This window comes from Gluconobacter sp. GP1, from assembly GCF_032913585.1.
GTDB lineage: Bacteria > Pseudomonadota > Alphaproteobacteria > Acetobacterales > Acetobacteraceae > Gluconobacter > Gluconobacter cerinus.
The window spans coordinates 198,342-215,374 of sequence record NZ_JASGXC010000004.1 but is presented as its reverse complement, the minus strand read 5'-3'; the positions used below and the strand labels follow the sequence as shown (position 1 = coordinate 215,374).

17 protein-coding genes are annotated in these 17,033 nt (G+C 56.1%); 12 read left to right on the top strand and 5 right to left on the bottom strand.

The features are described from left to right. The 3 genes from R5H23_RS12430 (at position 1) to R5H23_RS12420 (ending at position 4,292) form a co-directional block, all read left to right on the top strand. Positions 1–1,002: a peptidoglycan -binding protein gene (locus R5H23_RS12430; protein WP_211503354.1), complete on the top strand. Its 1,002-nt coding sequence runs from the start codon at positions 1–3 to the stop codon at positions 1,000–1,002. Positions 1,003–1,085: 83 nt separating this feature from the next. Then, the gene (gene lepA, locus R5H23_RS12425; RefSeq protein WP_086633035.1) at positions 1,086–2,888 is read left to right on the top strand and encodes a translation elongation factor 4; all 1,803 of its coding nucleotides are present in this window, start codon (positions 1,086–1,088) and stop codon (positions 2,886–2,888) included. A gap of 9 nt (positions 2,889–2,897) precedes the next feature. Then, positions 2,898–4,292, top strand: a complete 1,395-nt coding sequence (locus R5H23_RS12420; RefSeq protein WP_317215599.1) for a glycosyltransferase family 2 protein — start codon at positions 2,898–2,900, stop codon at positions 4,290–4,292. Here the strand turns inward: R5H23_RS12420 and R5H23_RS12415 are convergent. Then, on the bottom strand, positions 4,282–4,821 hold the full coding sequence (locus R5H23_RS12415) for a biliverdin-producing heme oxygenase (protein WP_317215598.1): 540 nt from the start codon (positions 4,819–4,821) through the stop codon (positions 4,282–4,284). The two genes, R5H23_RS12420 and R5H23_RS12415, sit on opposite strands and share 11 nt — an antisense overlap. A gap of 125 nt (positions 4,822–4,946) precedes the next feature. Here R5H23_RS12415 and R5H23_RS12410 point away from each other — a divergent pair, with 125 nt between their 5' ends. The 3 genes from R5H23_RS12410 (at position 4,947) to R5H23_RS12400 (ending at position 9,291) form a co-directional block, all read left to right on the top strand. After that, a complete protein-coding gene (locus tag R5H23_RS12410) occupies positions 4,947–7,049 on the top strand; it encodes an AsmA family protein (protein WP_408874353.1) in 2,103 nt (700 codons plus the stop codon). An 83-nt stretch (positions 7,050–7,132) separates the two neighbouring features. Further along, complete coding sequence (locus tag R5H23_RS12405) at positions 7,133–8,464, top strand: NCS2 family permease (protein ID WP_211498433.1); 1,332 nt, start codon at positions 7,133–7,135, stop codon at positions 8,462–8,464. A 59-nt stretch (positions 8,465–8,523) separates the two neighbouring features. Then, positions 8,524–9,291 carry a hypothetical protein gene (locus R5H23_RS12400; protein WP_317215596.1) on the top strand — a complete coding sequence of 256 codons (768 nt, stop codon included), beginning with the start codon at positions 8,524–8,526 and terminating at the stop codon, positions 9,289–9,291. Positions 9,292–9,422: 131 nt separating this feature from the next. Here R5H23_RS12400 and R5H23_RS12395 read toward each other — a convergent pair whose 3' ends face one another. Further along, positions 9,423–9,902 (bottom strand): hypothetical protein, encoded by a 480-nt coding sequence (locus R5H23_RS12395; protein ID WP_211501415.1) that lies wholly within the window; start codon positions 9,900–9,902, stop codon positions 9,423–9,425. An 11-nt stretch (positions 9,903–9,913) separates the two neighbouring features. After that, positions 9,914–10,258, bottom strand: coding sequence for a hypothetical protein (locus tag R5H23_RS12390; protein WP_211516067.1), 345 nt, complete (start codon positions 10,256–10,258; stop codon positions 9,914–9,916). A gap of 137 nt (positions 10,259–10,395) precedes the next feature. Between R5H23_RS12390 and R5H23_RS12385 the strand changes: the two genes are divergently transcribed. The 5 genes from R5H23_RS12385 to R5H23_RS12365 all read left to right on the top strand — a co-directional run bounded on the left by R5H23_RS12385 (position 10,396) and on the right by R5H23_RS12365 (position 14,654). Continuing rightward, a complete protein-coding gene (locus R5H23_RS12385; RefSeq protein WP_046902033.1) occupies positions 10,396–10,650 on the top strand; it encodes a sulfurtransferase TusA family protein in 255 nt (84 codons plus the stop codon). 98 nt (positions 10,651–10,748) lie between these two features. Further along, on the top strand, positions 10,749–11,000 hold the full coding sequence (locus tag R5H23_RS12380) for an exodeoxyribonuclease VII small subunit (protein ID WP_046901294.1): 252 nt from the start codon (positions 10,749–10,751) through the stop codon (positions 10,998–11,000). Next, entirely contained in the window at positions 10,997–11,899 is a 903-nt protein-coding gene (locus R5H23_RS12375; protein WP_086633029.1) for a polyprenyl synthetase family protein, read from the top strand. Before R5H23_RS12380 ends, R5H23_RS12375 begins: the two co-directional genes overlap by 4 nt. 4 nt (positions 11,900–11,903) lie before the next feature. Further along, complete coding sequence (dxs, locus tag R5H23_RS12370) at positions 11,904–13,886, top strand: 1-deoxy-D-xylulose-5-phosphate synthase (protein WP_046901292.1); 1,983 nt, start codon at positions 11,904–11,906, stop codon at positions 13,884–13,886. A gap of 3 nt (positions 13,887–13,889) precedes the next feature. Continuing rightward, complete coding sequence (locus R5H23_RS12365) at positions 13,890–14,654, top strand: TlyA family RNA methyltransferase (protein WP_211501413.1); 765 nt, start codon at positions 13,890–13,892, stop codon at positions 14,652–14,654. On the opposite strand, the gene R5H23_RS12360 is transcribed toward R5H23_RS12365, so the two are convergent. Continuing rightward, complete coding sequence (locus R5H23_RS12360; RefSeq protein WP_317215595.1) at positions 14,605–15,189, bottom strand: TetR/AcrR family transcriptional regulator; 585 nt, start codon at positions 15,187–15,189, stop codon at positions 14,605–14,607. The genes R5H23_RS12365 and R5H23_RS12360 overlap by 50 nt on opposite strands. Further along, positions 15,186–15,653 carry a nuclear transport factor 2 family protein gene (locus R5H23_RS12355; RefSeq protein WP_211510126.1) on the bottom strand — a complete coding sequence of 156 codons (468 nt, stop codon included), beginning with the start codon at positions 15,651–15,653 and terminating at the stop codon, positions 15,186–15,188. Before R5H23_RS12355 ends, R5H23_RS12360 begins: the two co-directional genes overlap by 4 nt. A 128-nt stretch (positions 15,654–15,781) precedes the next feature. Here R5H23_RS12355 and rlmN point away from each other — a divergent pair, with 128 nt between their 5' ends. Further along, the gene (rlmN, locus tag R5H23_RS12350; RefSeq protein WP_317215594.1) at positions 15,782–16,993 is read left to right on the top strand and encodes a 23S rRNA (adenine(2503)-C(2))-methyltransferase RlmN; all 1,212 of its coding nucleotides are present in this window, start codon (positions 15,782–15,784) and stop codon (positions 16,991–16,993) included. Positions 16,994–17,033: the final 40 nt, after the last annotated feature.

Here is a 17,033-nt window from a genome sequence, read left to right as displayed (position 1 = left end):
ATGGCCCGGCGCAGACGCGGACCCAACAACGCCCTGGATGCCTGGCCCGGCTATGTGGACGCTCTGTCCACACTGCTGATGGTCGTCACGTTCGTTCTTCTGGTCTTTGTGGTTGGACAACAGTTTTTGTCCGTCGCCCTGATGCGACGCGAGCACACACTCGACGCTTTGCAGAAGCAGTTGGCTGAGCTGTCACACATGCTCTCCATGACGGAAGACAAGAACAAATCCCTGAATGCGACGGTCGCCAGCCTGGCCAATGACAAGCAGAAGAATGAAGACCAGCTCAAGGCTTTGGCCGGACAGATGGCCCTTCTGAATGGCCAGCTTCAGTCCAAAGATCAGGCCCTTGCCTCTGCTGACAGCGCAAGCCAGCAGCAGAACAGCAAAATCTCGGACCTACAGGCTCAGATCGAAGAGCTGACACGCCAGCTTCAGGCCATCAGTAATGCCCTCGATATCGAGAAAAAGAACGAGCAAGCCAAGGACACGCAGATTCAGGATCTTGGAAACAAGCTGAACGTCGCCTTGGCCGACAAAGTGAACCAGCTCAAACGGTATCGCTCAGAATTCTTTGGCCGCCTGCGTGATATCCTGAAGAACCAGAAAGGCGTGAATGTCGTAGGAGACCGATTTGTCTTTCAGTCAGAAATTCTTTTCCCTCAGGGCAGCGCTGATCTGACCAGTGAGGGCAAAAAAGAAATCACTACTCTGGCAAAGACGTTCAAACAGGTGTCTTCAACCATTCCCGCAGATATCCCATGGATTCTGCGCATTGACGGCCATGCAGACAGACAGCCTATTCACAGCGCTTTTCCGAGCAACTGGGAACTGTCCTCTGAACGGGCCATCACTGTTGTGAAACTTCTGATTGCCGAGGGTGTGGACCCGCATCATCTGGCAGCAACAGGGTTTGCAGACTTCCAACCGCTTGACGCGGCCAGCACCCCAGCGGCATACGCCCGCAACCGCAGGATCGAGTTCCGTCTGACGGATCGCTGATTCCCCTTGCCTGCCTTTTCACGAAGGCAGGCTTTTCCGCAGGTCTGCTGACATTCCTGCGATAATCCCGTATGTAACCTGCCATGACCGAAACCCCGCTCTCCCTCATTCGCAATTTCTCGATCATTGCGCATATCGACCACGGTAAATCGACGCTTGCAGACCGCCTGATCCAGGCCTGTGGCGCTCTCACGGCTCGTGAGATGAAAGCTCAGGTCCTCGATTCGATGGAGCTGGAGCAGGAGCGCGGCATTACCATCAAGGCACAAACGGTTCGCCTGACGTACCCGGCCAAAGATGGGAACATCTACACGCTGAACCTCATGGACACGCCGGGCCACGTTGACTTTGCATATGAAGTCAGTCGCTCGCTTGCCGCCTGTGAAGGGTCACTGCTGGTTGTGGATGCGTCCCAAGGCGTGGAAGCCCAGACGCTGGCAAACGTCTATCAGGCGATCGACGCGAACCACGAAATCGTACCGGTTCTGAACAAGATCGACCTTCCGGCAGCCGAGCCGGAGCGTGTTCGCACGCAGATCGAAGAGGTCATTGGCATCCCGGCAGACGACGCTGTGGAAATCAGCGCCAAGACCGGCATCAACATCGAAGGCGTCCTTGAAGCACTTGTAACGCGTCTGCCTGCGCCGAAGGGTGACCGTTCAGCACCGCTTCAGGCTCTTCTGGTGGATAGCTGGTACGATGCTTACCTCGGCGTCATCATTCTGATCCGCGTCATGAATGGCACCGTCAAGCGTGGCGACCGCATTCGTATGATGCAGGCCGGATCGACCTATCACGTTGATCAGGTTGGTGTGTTCCTGCCCAAGATGACCAACGTTGATGAGCTTGGCCCAGGTGAGATGGGCTTCATTAATGCAGCCATCAAAACCGTTGCGGACGTCGCGGTCGGTGACACAATTACCCTGGATCGCAAGCCGGCCGAAAAGGCGCTTGCAGGCTTCAAGCCTTCCATCCCTGTGGTGTGGTGCGGCCTCTTCCCAATCGATGCCGACGATTTCGAGAAGCTGCGTGACAGCCTTGGTAAGCTGCGACTGAACGATGCATCTTTCCACTTCGAAGCGGAAAGCTCTGCCGCTCTTGGCTTCGGCTTCCGCTGCGGATTCCTCGGACTGCTTCATCTGGAGATCATCCAGGAACGCCTCTCCCGCGAATTCAATCTGGATCTGATCGCCACCGCGCCGTCTGTCGTCTATCGCATGACACTGACGAACGGCACGAAGGAAGAACTGCATAACCCTGCAGACATGCCGGATCCTGCCCAAATCGAAACCATTGAAGAGCCTTGGATCAAGGCTACGATCATGGTTCAGGATGAATATCTGGGTTCCGTGCTGACACTCTGCTCAGAACGTCGCGGTATTCAGGTCGATCTCACGTATGTCGGCAACCGTGCGATGGCCGTCTATCGTCTGCCGCTCAATGAAGTTGTGTTTGACTTCTATGATCGTCTGAAATCCCTGACCCGCGGATATGCGTCCTTCGACTATCAGGTTGATGGATACGAAGAGAGCGACCTGGTACGCATTTCCATTCTGGTCAATCATGAGCCAGTGGATGCGCTGTCCTTTGTTGCCCACCGCACCGTAGCTGAGACACGCGGTCGTGCAATCTGTGGCAAGCTCAAGGATCTGATCCCCAAGCAGCTCTTCAAGATCGCCATTCAGGCCGCTATCGGCTCCAAGGTCATCGCCCGTGAAACCATTGGCGCGCTCTCCAAGGACGTGACGGCGAAATGCTATGGTGGTGACATCTCCCGTAAGCGCAAACTTCTGGACAAGCAGAAAGAAGGCAAGAAACGGATGAGACAGTTTGGTAAGGTCGAAATTCCGCAGAGTGCCTTCCTCGCAGCCCTCAAAATGGATTAACCCAGCCTTATGCCCAAAACAGCCGCTGTCCTGTTCGTCCATAACGAGGCCGACAACATCGGCTGGTGGCTCAGTCACCATGCCACGATTGGGTTCTCAACACTGATCGTCTGCGACGATCATTCAACTGACGGCACCTGGACTCTTCTTTCCAATGCCGCTTCTTTTTACGACATTCGTCTTCAACGATCGGACAAGACCATCCCCGATCGTCTGGAGCGCCAGACAGCCTTTCAAAAAACTGTTTTTGAGCATGGGCGCGCCGAATTCGATTGGATGATGATCCTTGCCGCAGACGAATATCTGCATCTTGAGCAGGCCTCGTCTCTTGAAGAGTTTCTGGGTTTGGCAAATGGGCAGCCCATTCCGGTAAACTGGTGTCTGTTTGGTTCCAATGGCCATGAAACACCCTCGCCCTTTGCACCAAGCCAAGCCTTCACGCATCACGCACTTCTTGAGACTGCTGACCACAGGGTCACGCGAACCCTTTTACCGGCTGACCGGTTCGAAAGCGCTTTGCCTGACCCTTTCGGGCGTATCAATTCCCATCCTGACTGGTCTCATGCACGCGTTCTTCATTACGCAGCAGGCGATCGCCAGAGCTTTTTCCAACGCGGTTCAAGTGAAACGCCAGAAGAGGCCTGGAAACATTTTGATCGCAATGATGCATTAGAAACAGGACCGCAGCGTTGGCTACCGGAAACGCGCCGAATTGCCGCTGCGCTTGTTCAGTCAGGTTTGACCGATCTTTACTGGCGCCTTCGCCAGACCGTAGTCCACCATGACGAAAATACATTGGAAAAGCTTGGTCTCAGTGCCTCCGCGCTTTCTGCGGAAGATGACAGCACGTTTCCTGATTTTCAATTTTACGCGTTCAGTGAGACACAGCCTTTCGTGCTGGACCTGCACACAGAGCAACTTGTTGCTCTTCCAGCGACTGATCTGGACCCTACCCGGCATGTCCGGATGATCCTTGCTGTCGAGATCAGTTCAGTCTCGCCATACCCTGCATTTCTTTTTCCTGAGCGCCCCTGCCAGGCACCATGCCTGAACATCACAGGCTCTCCATCGCTTCTCGCAGCCGTTCCCTTACGTTTCCGCCCAGAAGACCAGAGTATGGCTTCTGCAATCACGGGGCAGAGTGTCGATTTTGAAATCCCTGATCCCACGCTGTTCCCTCAAGAAGCCACGTCCGAGCTCTACGCACGCCTCACGGCGTTGATGGTGCTGAGTCAGGGCGGACACACACTAGAAGCGCTGCTTCGGGGCATTGAAAGACTTCCTGCCCCTGATGCAACTGCACTGGGGTGTGCAATTGCCATGCTCTCTCCCACAGAGGCAGAACAGTTGGCCGTCACATTCCCAGGGCTCGTTCCGTTGAGTGTCCGGCCCGTCAGTCCGTAACAGCTGCCTTCCGAAACAGATCAAACGTTGCCGTCACACCATCCATGACCGCAGCCCGATAAGTCGCATCCCCGGTGAAAAGTCGCTCACGCAGCATCTGAAGGAAGGCGGGCCAGCCACCTTTTTCATGCGCTGCCGACAAATATTCCCGGGGTAGCCCTGCCCCCACCTGCGCTGACAGCATCTTGCCGCCAAGGCGAGATCCTTCCAGCACATAGAGAGCACCCAGAGCACCTCCCGCTCCCGTTGGGGGATGCCAATCCAGCGCTGGTGGCAGTGAGTGGCCAAGAGTCTGTAGGTCGCGTTGCAAAAGATCAGTGCGACCGCTCCATGCTGGTAAATCATGCTGCGTGGCAAGCCACTGCTCCACAATAGGTAACACCTTCGCATGGGCCTGCAGAAACGCACCATAAGACGTTGGATCTGACAGATTGAAACGTGAATACGCCTGATCGACCCGTTCATGCACAGTGCGACTGACCTGACGCAAGGCTGTCAGGGGATCATGCTCGGCTCTGATATCGTTCACGGTTTCACTCATTTTCCACGCTCTTCGTGTCTTCAGGCGCAACTGGGTCGGCTGCAAATCGTATTCATACCAATGCAGTCATATTTCTTCTTCGGCCAGATTTTTCGTGATGTGGAGTTTCAATGATGAGTGATGCCTCGTCCCAAAAGGTTCGTCGCAAGCATCCTGTTCTAAAAGTTGCAGGTGGCTTTTTGGGCGCTCTCGCCATTGCCATCATCGTTCTGGTGCTTGTCTGGCAATGGGACTGGTTCGTCCCGCTCATCAATCGCAAAGCCTCTGCGGCACTGCATCGCCCGGTCAGCATTGCTCATCTTCACGTTTCACCTGGCCTGCGCACCAGCGTCACGGTCGACGACCTGAAAATTTCCCAACCCGAAGGCTTTGAAAAAGAAAAGGCCGACTTTGCGTCTGCCAAATCCCTGACAGTGAAAGTGGATGTCTGGCGCTATTTGACCGGACGTGGCCTTTTTATCCCGGTAATCCGCATGGATACGCCGAGAGGCGACATCATTTCCCTGATGAACGGCCGTAATAATTATACGTTCGGCGACACATCCAAAGATAACCAATCGGCCTCATCCTCAAGCACAACAACGCTACCGGATCTCGGCGAAATCGACATCCAGAATGCGGACATTCATCTGGCACTTGCTCAGTTGAAAACCGATATGCACGTGCTTGTTCACACAACACCGGCTCAGGCCAATCAAAAAGGAAACGTCGTCGTTGATCTCAAGGGGCGCTACGCTCAGGCACCAATCAACGGGCACATTGTTGGTGGAGCTCTTCTCTCGCTCACCAAGCCTGCTGAGCCGTACCCCATTGATGGTCGTATCGCTAACGGCCCAACCTACGTAGCCCTCAAGGGAACAGTCGACGATCCGCTGCACTTCAAGGGAACAAAGCTCGCCCTTCACTTCGCGGGCCCAGATATGTCTTTGCTTTATGGACTGACGGGTGTTCCTGTGCCGCACACTCCGGCCTACAGCATCACGGGCAACCTCGGATATTCCGAAAATGCCATTCGTTTCCAGAAATTTGAAGGGAAGATGGGATCGTCTGACATTGGTGGAGACATCAACGTCAATCCCCACCTGAAACCACCTTTCGTAGAGGCTGCCTTACACTCGCGCTCAGTCGATCTGGCGGATCTCGGTGGGTTCATCGGAGCAAAAACAGGCGAGGCAAAGAAAACCGCTCCTCCAAGCAAAAGCGTGCTGCCCGATCAGAAAATCAATGTTCCCAAGCTGAATGCTGTGAATGCACATGTGACATATCACGGTGATCATATCCGCAACAAAGACCTGCCGCTGGACAACATCGATACGGAGTTCGAGGTCAAAGACGGCGCTATTGATCTGAAACATCTGACTTTTGCGACAGGATCCGGGAAAATCAGCGCCGCTGCGACCCTGGAACCAACGAAGAATGAGCAGTTCCGGACCAAGTTTCGTCTTGATGTTTCTCGCCTCCCCCTCTCTCAGATCATGAAAGCAACAGACACCTTCAAAGGTGAAGGAACGATCGGTGGCCATGTCACGCTGACATCAACAGGAAATTCTGTCGCATCGCTGGTCGCGAACGGAGATGGCGGAACCACACTTGTGCTGGATCGGGGCGGAGACGTTACGGCCCTTCTTCCAGATCTGCTGGGGCTAAAGCTGGGATCAGCAGTTTTGTCCGCTCTTGGAATTCCAAACCGATCGAGACTTGAATGTCTGGTCGCTGATATGCCGCTGGACAGCGGCATTCTGAAAACCAAGTCTCTACTGCTCCAGACAGAAACCACCCGCACGACCGGAACGGGAACAGTCAATTTCCACAACGATACTCTCGACTATGCTGTCACCACCCGCTCAATTCACCCGCAGATCCTCTCTCTTCCAGGCGCAGTGCATATTTTTGGCCCCCTCAGCGGCCCCAATATTCTGCCCGGCGCAGAACTGGTAGGGCGTGTTGCAGCGTCCGTAGGCCTTGGTGTTCTCTTCCCGCCTGCTGCACTCATCCCAACGATTCAACTGGGTGTTGGGGAAGGCTCAGCCTGTGAACGTGCCGTACGGGAAGCCAACACGAACCCGGCTGCCGGCATTGCGCCAGGCGGGACGACAGGAGGTGGAGCAAGCAGTGTGCCACATCCGTCAAAGGCGGCATCTTCTGGCAAGCCTGCGAAGCGCCTGACACCCGCTCAGGTTAAAAAAGCATGGGCTCAAAAAACGAACCCGAAATGAAAAATCACCAAGGCCCCATGGCGGAATGAACTTTTTTCACTATAGCTGAGCAAAATTTTCATTCCCGCCGGAGTGCCTGATCGTTGCTGTCCACACTCGACCGCTGGTTTCATATTTCCGCCCGCGGCTCTACCGTTCCGCGTGAGATCATCGCTGGCCTGACGGTTTTCGGGGCCATGGCCTATATCGTCGCTGTCAATCCAGCCATTCTGTCGGCGGCGGGACTGGATCGCCACGACATGGTCATGACCACAATTGCAGGAGCAGTCGCTGGCACATTGCTCATGGCTTTGTGGGCGAGACTGCCAATCGCTCTAGCTCCGGCCATGAGCAGCAACGTTCTGTTCGCGCAGGTTGTCGTTCAGCAGGCCCATGTGAGCCCACGGACCGCCTTTACAGTCGTACTTTTCAGCGGTCTGTGCTTCACAGCACTTTCTCTCAGTCAGATACGCCAGCGCATTATCCGCGGGTTTCCGCCTTCAATTGTCCTGGGCATTCAAGTCGCGCTGGGTGCTTTCATCGCACGCATCGGCCTCACCACCAGTGGCATTGCCGTCCCTACGGCTCAGGGACTGACGTTCGGTTCTCTGAGTGATCCGTCCGTTATTCTCAGCCTAGCTGGCGTACTTCTCTGTGCCGTTCTCGTGGTTCTGAGAGTACCCGCCGGGCTTCTTCTGGCGATTCTGACACTGACCGTGGCAGGCCTGTTCATTCATACTGATAAGGGCGCAATCACGACCCTGCCCACGCATATGGTAGACTGGCCGCATTATCCCACCAATCTGTTTCTCCCTTTTGATTTTGCAGGTTTTTTCTCCCATCTCGGCCTTCTGGTTCCCATCACGCTCTACTTCCTCATCAGTGATTTTTTTGATGCGACAGCAACGATGATGAGTGTTGCCCATCGTGCAGGTCTGGACGGAACGCCCGAGAAACCGGCGCTGGATCATCGTGCTTTTGCATCTGACGGCGCAGCCAGCATCATTGGGGCCAGCCTTGGGACCTGTACGGTTTCAGCCTATGTCGAAAGCCTCGCAGGTGTCGAAGCTGGGGGCCGAACTGGCCTGAGCGCCCTGATCGTCGCCCTGCTTTTCGCAGCTTCCTCCATTTTCTGGCCACTGATTACAGCTATCCCGGCCATCGCGACGGCGCCTGTTCTAGTTCTGGTCGGCCTCAATATGCTTGGCAGCCTCCACCGCGTGGCCTCCAACCCGTCCGATGCTATTCCGCCCCTCACGATGCTGCTCATCGCCGGGATCACCGGAAACTTCATGCTCAGCCTGTCCTGCGGCTTGCTGCTTTATACGGGATTGGCCCTCGCATTGCGGGACTTCAAACGCCTTACGCCAATTGTGCTCGGCCTCGATGCTGCGTTTCTTTTCTATATGGTTCTGCAAAGCCACATGGGCGGCTAACAAACTTTGACCGCTCAGTTTTAAGCCTTTCTTAAGGGGAGATGGAACACTATCTCCCCATGAACGCAGCTCCACACATCTTCATTGCGACACCCTGCTTTGGGGGAACAGTTACCCAAGCATACATGCAGTCCATTATCAGCTGCATGAGTGAAGCGCCTTCTCACAATATTCGCCTGACGCTCTCGACACTAGGAAGCGACGCCTTGATTACACGGGCACGCAATACGCTTCTTCACCAGTTCATAACCCAAACAGACGCTACACACCTGTTATTTGCAGACAGTGACATTGGTTTTTCGTTTGCAGATATTCAAGCGCTTCTAAACGCCGACAAGCAAGTTATCGGCGGAGCCTACCCGCTCAAATCTCACTACTGGGACCATAATACCCAACGGTTCATGAGCAAAGGCGAACCCCCGGAGAGCGCCAGCCTGCGTTATGTTGGCGACTGCTCTGCGCTGTATGACACTTCACCGCCAGCCGAAATTACTTCCGTTTCTTACATCGGAACCGGCTTCATGCTGCTGACGCGCGCCACCATTAGCCAGATGATGAGCGCCTATCCTGAGACCGAATACGAGCGCATCGATGCTCAACAAAGTGGCCATCTCACCGATCATTCGGTCCCACAGCAGCCTTTTGCCCTGTTTGACTGCATGATTGACCCGGAGACGAGAACATATCTCTCCGAAGACTTCGCATTTTGTCGTCGATGGCTCAAAATCGGCGGAAGCGTCTGGCTTCATCGGGGACTGCGCCTGTCCCACACTGGTCCCGCGACATTCCAGGGCAATCCTCAAAACAGGCTTTTCGCGCTTCGTTAAATACCCATAAAAATCAGATTAAATAATTGGCATATTCAGCTACGCCACTATTCGGTCATAATATACCGATCTAAGGTAAACCTGCGATGTCGGGAGCGTGATGCATACAGGTCCCCGGCATCGCTCTCGCTTTAAGCCTGAACAGCTCTCCTGAAATAATCGACATTGGCCACAGGGTCTGCCGCGCCGAGCGGGGTGTTGTAATGCACCTTGTGATACCGGCTTAAGGCAAACGGATCCTGCGGCGCAGGCAGTGCTTCCCGAACACGGTAAAACCGGATTCGCGCCATCGCACAGGCATATCGTAAATTACTGACCATCTGGGCACTGCGTGGCAGATCATGAGCCAGCATGTTTTCCAGAATGCCAGCATATGGCTGCCCAACCGGGAAACGCAGAAAATTAGCCCAGCAATCGTCGTGGGTTGCAGGTTCCATTTGCCATAGCCCCAGCGCTGGCCCTCCCCCAATCTGCTTTACGTAGGCTCCTCTGCTCTCAGCCAGTGCCGTGCCCGTCAGAAGATTAACGGCTGCTGTCCCGCCCAGTCCGAGCGCTGCAAGGGCTGGCTCCACCACCAGATGCTTGAGTTGTCCGACATCAAGACCTTCCATGACTCGTCCCCTCAATGCGTGCTGAGAGACAGAGCGAAATGCACCATCCCAGTTCCGAGGATGGATGTTGCCAGCGTCACTATCGCCGTCAGAACAGCCCGGCCACCGATCAGACGGTCCAGCTTTCCATTCACAATCCTGTTACCATTATCGACCTTGGTCTCCAGGGATTTCATCTGATCCCGCAGAGAACTGATTTCCTGCCGCATCTCCGTACGCAGTTGTTCGTACCGATCTGACAACCCCCCAGCGACTGTTTCCAGTCGAAGAACACGGTCTTCCAAAATACGGATCGTGTAAGCCCGATGCTCATTTCCCTCGGAAGACGGCGGCCTTTCAGAGATCTGTTTGTCCATGTGTTCCTCAAAAACAAAAAAAGCGCCCCGAAGGACGCTTTGTGGCATTAAGCCATAGTTATAGAAAAACCGTGCTATTCCGGCAATGGGAAATCCGTTACTTGGCCCACGGCACGGCGCAGGGCATAACAGACGTCATGACGATACCTCCGACGGAGACCCTGCTGGACCTGCGCGGTCTTGCCTGCCCCATGCCCGTTCTCAAGGCGAACCGCGCCCTGCGTGACATGGCGCCTGGAACACGCCTTCGTATTCTGGCAACGGATCGCGCTTCAGTGGCGGATTTCCAGTCTTATTGCCGCGAAACAGGCCATGCGATGGTGGCCTTCACGGAGAGCGCTGGCGTTCTTTCATTTGTCATCCGCAGGCGTGCAGAAACGCAACCCTCCTGAGGAAACTCCCCCGTTCCCAAGCACAGGGCTGGCAAAACCTGTCATCTGGCTGTAATCCCTCGCTACCTTGTTTCCCAAAGCGTGTCTTGAGGCTTTCCATGCCCGAACCCATTGATGCCATGTCTTTCGAAGATGCCCTCTCCGAGCTGGAGCGGATCGTCCGTGGCCTTGAAGGCGGACAGATGAAGCTTGAAGACGCCATTTCTGCCTATGAACGCGGTGCCGCCCTACGCAAGCACTGCGATGCAAAGCTGGGAGAGGCCGAGATGCGTGTGCGCGCCATTGTCCAGAACGATGACGGCAGCACAGGCACGGAGCCTCTTGCCGATACCGGAGAGACCGGCCGATGAGTGCCACCACGTCCACCTCCCTCAAGGAGGCTCTCGCCCACGCCTGCACGGACATCGAAGCAACAATCGACGCCCTGCTCCCGATGGTGCCGGGTGACGAATCCATTCTTCTTGAAGCCATGCGCTATGCTGCCCTCGGTGGCGGAAAGCGTCTTCGTGGCTTTCTGGCCGTAGAAGTTGCGTCTCTATTTGGTGCAGACCGCAAGGCTGCGCTGCGCGTTGCGGCGTCAGTCGAACTGCTTCACGCATATTCTCTTGTGCATGATGATCTTCCGTCCATGGATGACGATGATCTCCGCCGTGGGCGTCCCTCCACGCACCGTCAGTTTGACGAAGCCATTGCCATTCTTGCTGGCGACGCTCTTCAAACACGGGCTTTCGAGATCCTTCTTGAGGATGAAACGTCTTCCGACGCCACCATCCGCTCCAACCTCGCACTCGCCCTGGCTCGTGCCTCAGGCGCAGCGGGAATGGTTGGTGGCCAGGTCATCGATATCCGGGGGGAAGGCCGTGCCCTCCCTCTGGATGAAGTCCGTCGCCTGCATGCCCTGAAAACGGGTGCCCTGATCCGCTATGCTGCCGAATCAGGAGCGATTCTGGCAGGTGTGACGGATGATCGCCGGGACGCCATCGTCGCCTACGGCCAGAATCTTGGAACAGCCTTTCAGGTTGCAGACGATGTTCTGGACACGACCGCAAGCGCCGAGGAACTCGGCAAAACCGCTGGCAAGGACGAAGCCAGCGGCAAATCCACTTATGTCTCCCTGCTTGGCATTGACGGAGCCCGCGCCGAGGCCCGCCGCCTGAGCGATCAGGCCCGGGAGGCCCTTTCATCTTTCGGCGCACAGGCCGCGGCCCTCAGGGCTCTTGCAGACTACGTCGTCGAGCGCAGGAACTGATTTCATGAGCAACCCGTCTTCCACGATTCCTACATACGGCCGCTATCCAGTTCTGGACCGCGTGACCCTGCCGTCAGATATGCGGAATCTTTCCGTCGATCAGCTCAAGCAGCTTGCCGACGAACTGCGCTCCGAAACGGTTGACGCCGTTTCCACAACCGGCGGTCACCTTGGCGCCTCTCTTGGCGTCGTCGAACTGACCGTTGCGCTACACGCCGTATTCAACACGCCGGATGACCGTATCATCTGGGATGTTGGCCATCAGGCTTACCCGCACAAGATCCTGACAGGCCGTCGTGATCGGATCCGCACCCTGCGTCAGCCGGAAGGCCTCTCGGGCTTCACCCGCCGGGCAGAAAGCGAATACGACCCGTTCGGTGCCGCTCATTCGTCCACATCCATTTCTGCCGGTCTTGGCATGGCTGTGGCCCATCACCTGCGCGCGGAAGAAGATCCGAGCTACCATGAGCGCAACGTGATTGCGGTCATTGGTGACGGCTCCATCTCCGCTGGCATGGCCTACGAAGCCATGAACAACGCCGCTGTTGCAGGTCCGGGCGCGAACCGCCTGATCGTGGTGCTGAACGACAATGAAATGTCGATCGCACCACCGGTGGGTTCGATGTCGAACTACCTGTCCCGCCTGATGTCTTCGCGCCAGTTCTTCGGTCTGCGTGACTTGGCTGGCAAGGTTGCCAAGCGCCTGCCCGGCAAGATCGAGCGGACGGCCAAGCGCGCTGAAGAATATGCCCGTGGCATGATCACAGGTGGCACGCTGTTTGAAGAGCTGGGTTTCTACTATGTCGGCCCGGTTGACGGCCATGACATGAACCAGCTCGTCCCCATCCTGCGCAACCTGCGTGATGCGGACGATCAAGGCCCGATCCTGCTCCACATCATCACGGAAAAAGGCCGCGGCTATAAGCCTGCCGAAGCTGCTGGCGACAAATATCACGCTGTCAGCAAATTCAATGTCGTGACAGGCGAGCAGAAGAAGGCTCCGGCTGGACCGCCGAGCTACACGTCGATTTTCAGCCGTGAACTTCTGCGTCGCGCAAAGACAGACGATAAGCTCGTTACCATCACGGCAGCTATGCCTTCCGGCACAGGTCTTACAGCTTTCGCCAAAGCCTATCCGGACCGCTTCTTTGACGTCGGTATTGCCGAACAGCACGCCGTCACCTTTGCGGCAGGCATTGCGTCCGAAGGTCTGCGTCCGTTCTGCGCCATTTACTCCACGTTCCTTCAGCGCGCCTATGATCAGGTCGTGCACGACGTGGCGCTTCAGAACCTTCCTGTCCGCTTCGCCATCGACCGCGCTGGTCTGGTAGGTGCTGATGGCGCGACGCATGCCGGGTCTTTCGACCTGAACTATCTGTGCTGCCTGCCAAACATGGTCGTGATGGCACCGTCGGACGAAATCGAGCTGCTGCACGCTACGGCAACGGCTTGCGAATACGACGCTGGCCCGATTGCTTTCCGTTACCCCCGTGGCAGCGGCATCGGCCTCGACCTTCCGGAAAAGGGCGAAGTGCAGGAAATCGGCAAGGGCCGCATCGTTCGCGAAGCGCGTCAGGCACCTGGCGCCCGCGCAGGTGTTGCCATCCTGTCGCTAGGTACACGTCTGCACGAATCTTTGCGCGCAGCGGACCAGCTGGCCGCTCAGGGCGTACCGGTCACGGTAGCAGACGCCCGCTTCGCCAAGCCGATCGATACGAAGCTCGTTGATGATCTGGTCAGCCAGCATGAAGTTCTCATCACCCTTGAAGAAGGTGCGATTGGCGGCTTCAGCAGCTTGGTTGTGCAGCACCTTGCAGAAACCGGTCTGCTGGATACGGTGAAATTCCGTCCACTAGCTCTCCCGGACAGGTACATCGATCATAATGCCCCTGACGTTCAATATGACGAAGCTGGCCTGACAGCTCCGCATATCGTTCGCACGGCAGCAGCTGCACTGGGCGTCGAAGTCGTCCAGCAGTCTGCCTGAGTCATGGCCAAACGCCGCGCAGACCAGCTCCTCGTTGATCGGGGACTGGTTGACAGCCGAACTCGTGCCCAGTCCCTCATTATGGCAGGTCTTGCCTATACGGGGGATCGGCGCATCGCCAAGGCTGGAGACCAGCTTCCAGAGGATGCCCCCCTTTCCCTCAAAGGGCAGGATCATCCCTGGGTATCTCGCGGCGGCCTAAAACTCATTCACGGCATCGAGCATTTCGGGCTGGACCCCAAAGGCCGTATTGCCATTGATGTCGGTGCCTCAACGGGCGGATTTACGGATGTCCTTCTCACGCACGGCGCGACGAAAGTTTATGCCGTTGATGTTGGGCACGGTCAGCTGGCTTGGAAAATCCGCTCTGATGAACGCGTCGTCGTCATGGAAAAGACGAACGCACGCGCGCTCACAGCGGAACAGATTCCTGAACGCGCAGGCATCGTCGTTTGCGACGCCAGCTTTATCAGCCTTAAGACCGTGCTGGCCGCCGCGCTTAAGCTAACAACTCCGGATGCCTGGGCAATCGCTCTGATCAAGCCGCAATTTGAAGCCGGGCGAAACGAAGTCGGCGCAAAAGGCGTGGTACGGGACCCCGCCGTTCACGAACGCGTCTGTGCCGAAATCCATGACTGGCTCTCGGCCATTCCAGGATGGGAAGTTCTGGGCGTTGAAGCCAGCCCCATTACTGGCCCCGAAGGCAATCGGGAGTTTCTCATTGCCGCTCGTCGTAATGGCCCGCTGGAAGATCCAGACGCAGCTTGAACGCCTCAAGACGACGTTTGAAAACATCTGCGTCGCCTCGAGCATGGGCCAAAACCAATGCCCCCTGAATGCCACTGACGATTTCCTCAGACAGATCAACAGCGTCGCTTTTCGAGCGCCCCTGCCTCTGGAACGCCTGAGACAGACTTTCCTGCCATCGCAGAAAATAGTTTCTAATCTGCATAGCAAACGATGTGTCTACGCTCAGGGCCAGCAACCCCATCAGACAAATTCTTTGGCCTGACCTAAAGTACTGCTCGGTACCTTCGAACATTGCTGTCAGGCCGACCTTGGGGTCTTGTTCCGTTTCCAGAGGGCTAAAAATTTCAGCATCGAACCACCGCTGGATATGCTCCAGGACTTCAGCAGCCATCTGCTTCTTCCCTTCCGGAAAGAAATTATAGAGGCTGCCTTTTCCCAGCCCCGTCGCAGCTGTGAAGCGACTGAGAGACGCCCCCTCGTACCCATACTGACGAAATACCTCAGCGATATTTTGCAAGATAGCAGTACGGCTACGGCCGCCTGATCCCGTCATAGCCCCAAATCACTCAGTCCAGGATGTCCCTCAGGTCGAACCTTGCCTTCCCAGTGGAACAGGCGTTGAGCGTCCTTGATTGGCACATCATTGATGCTGGCATGCCGCTCTGCCATGAGGCCTGCCTCGTCAAAACCCCAGTTTTCATTCCCGTGCGATCGCCACCATTGGCCCTGCCCATCTCGCCACTCATAAACAAAGCGGACGGCGATCCGGTTCTCGTGAAATGCCCAAAGCTCCTTAATCAGCCGATACTCACGCTCCTTCTCCCATTTTCTCGTCAGGAATGCCTTAATTTCAGACCGCCCGTGAACAAACTGATCCCGGTTTCGCCAACGACTGTCGGCCGTATAGGCCAGCGCAACTGTCTCCGGATCTTGACGGTTCCAGGCATCTTCAGCCGCTCGAACTTTCTGAAGAGCGGTGTCCCGCGTGAATGGGGGCACAGGCGAACGCGTTTGCATGTCGTACCTTTCAGAACCAAAGAAGAAACCATATTTTGTACCGAATGGTACAAAGAGTCTAATCTTTCTTGCATCACCTCACTTTCCCTTGGAAATCTGCGCCCTCCCCGTGCTATGGCTCCGCCGCCATGACCGCTTTGAAACATCCCGACACCCTCCCCCGTATCAATTCCATCGCTTCAGATGATCTGAATGAGGCGGAGCGCGAACGCATTCGCGCAAAGTCCGCCCTGTTCGCCCCACCTGAGGCACGATTGGAAGACGGACGGCGTGATCTGGTCGGAATGTCACGCGAAGAGCTGGCAACCCTGATGACGGAAATTGGCGAAAAGCCTTTCCGCGCAAAACAGATCTGGCACTGGATCTACCATCAGGGTGCCACCGACTTCTCGAAGATGAGCACAATCGCCAAACCCCTTCAGGCGAAACTTGCAGACCACTTCATCGTCGGCCGCCCGACGACAACGACGGAACAGACGTCGGTGGATGCAACGCGGAAATTTCTTTTCCGCTTTCGCGACGGTCAGGAAGCTGAAACAGTTTATATTCCTGATCGTAAGGAAGACCGTGGCGCTGTCTGCATTTCGTCGCAGGTCGGATGTACGCTCTCCTGCACGTTCTGCCACACAGGGACGCAGAAGCTCGTTCGCAACCTCGGCCCAGCAGAAATTGTCGGCCAGTTCATGGCTGCACGAGACAGCTACAAGGAGTGGCCAAGCCCAAGCGCGGACATGCCACGCTTTCTCTCCACCATCGTTCTGATGGGAATGGGCGAACCACTCTACAACTACGATAACGTCGCCAAAGCCATGCGCATCGTCATGGATGGAGAAGGCATTGCTCTCTCCCGGCGCCGCATCACGCTGTCTACGTCAGGCGTCGTGCCGATGATGGATCGCTGTGGTGAAGAACTGGGCGTAGGCCTTGCCATTTCCCTGCATGCGGTCACGAACGAACTGCGCGATCAGATCGTCCCTCTGAACCGCAAGTATCCGATCGAGGAACTGATGGCGGCCTGCAAGCGTTATCCTGCAGCGTCCAATTCCCGTCGCATCACCTTCGAATACATCATGCTGCGCGGCGTGAATGATAGCGAAGCCGATGCAAGGGAGCTGGTCCGCCTGATCAAGGACCTGCCGGCGAAAGTGAACCTTATTCCTTTCAATCCGTGGCCGGGATCAGAGTTCCGTCCTTCCACAAAAGAGCAGCTCGCAAAGTTTGCAAAGATCGTGATGGATGCAGGATTTGCAGCCCCGATCCGTACACCGCGTGGCCAGGACATTCTTGCAGCCTGCGGACAGCTCAAAACCGAAAGCGAGCGTCAGCGCAAAACCGTCTGACGCCCGGTTTCCCTCACGGACGCGGGATGCTAGAAACGCC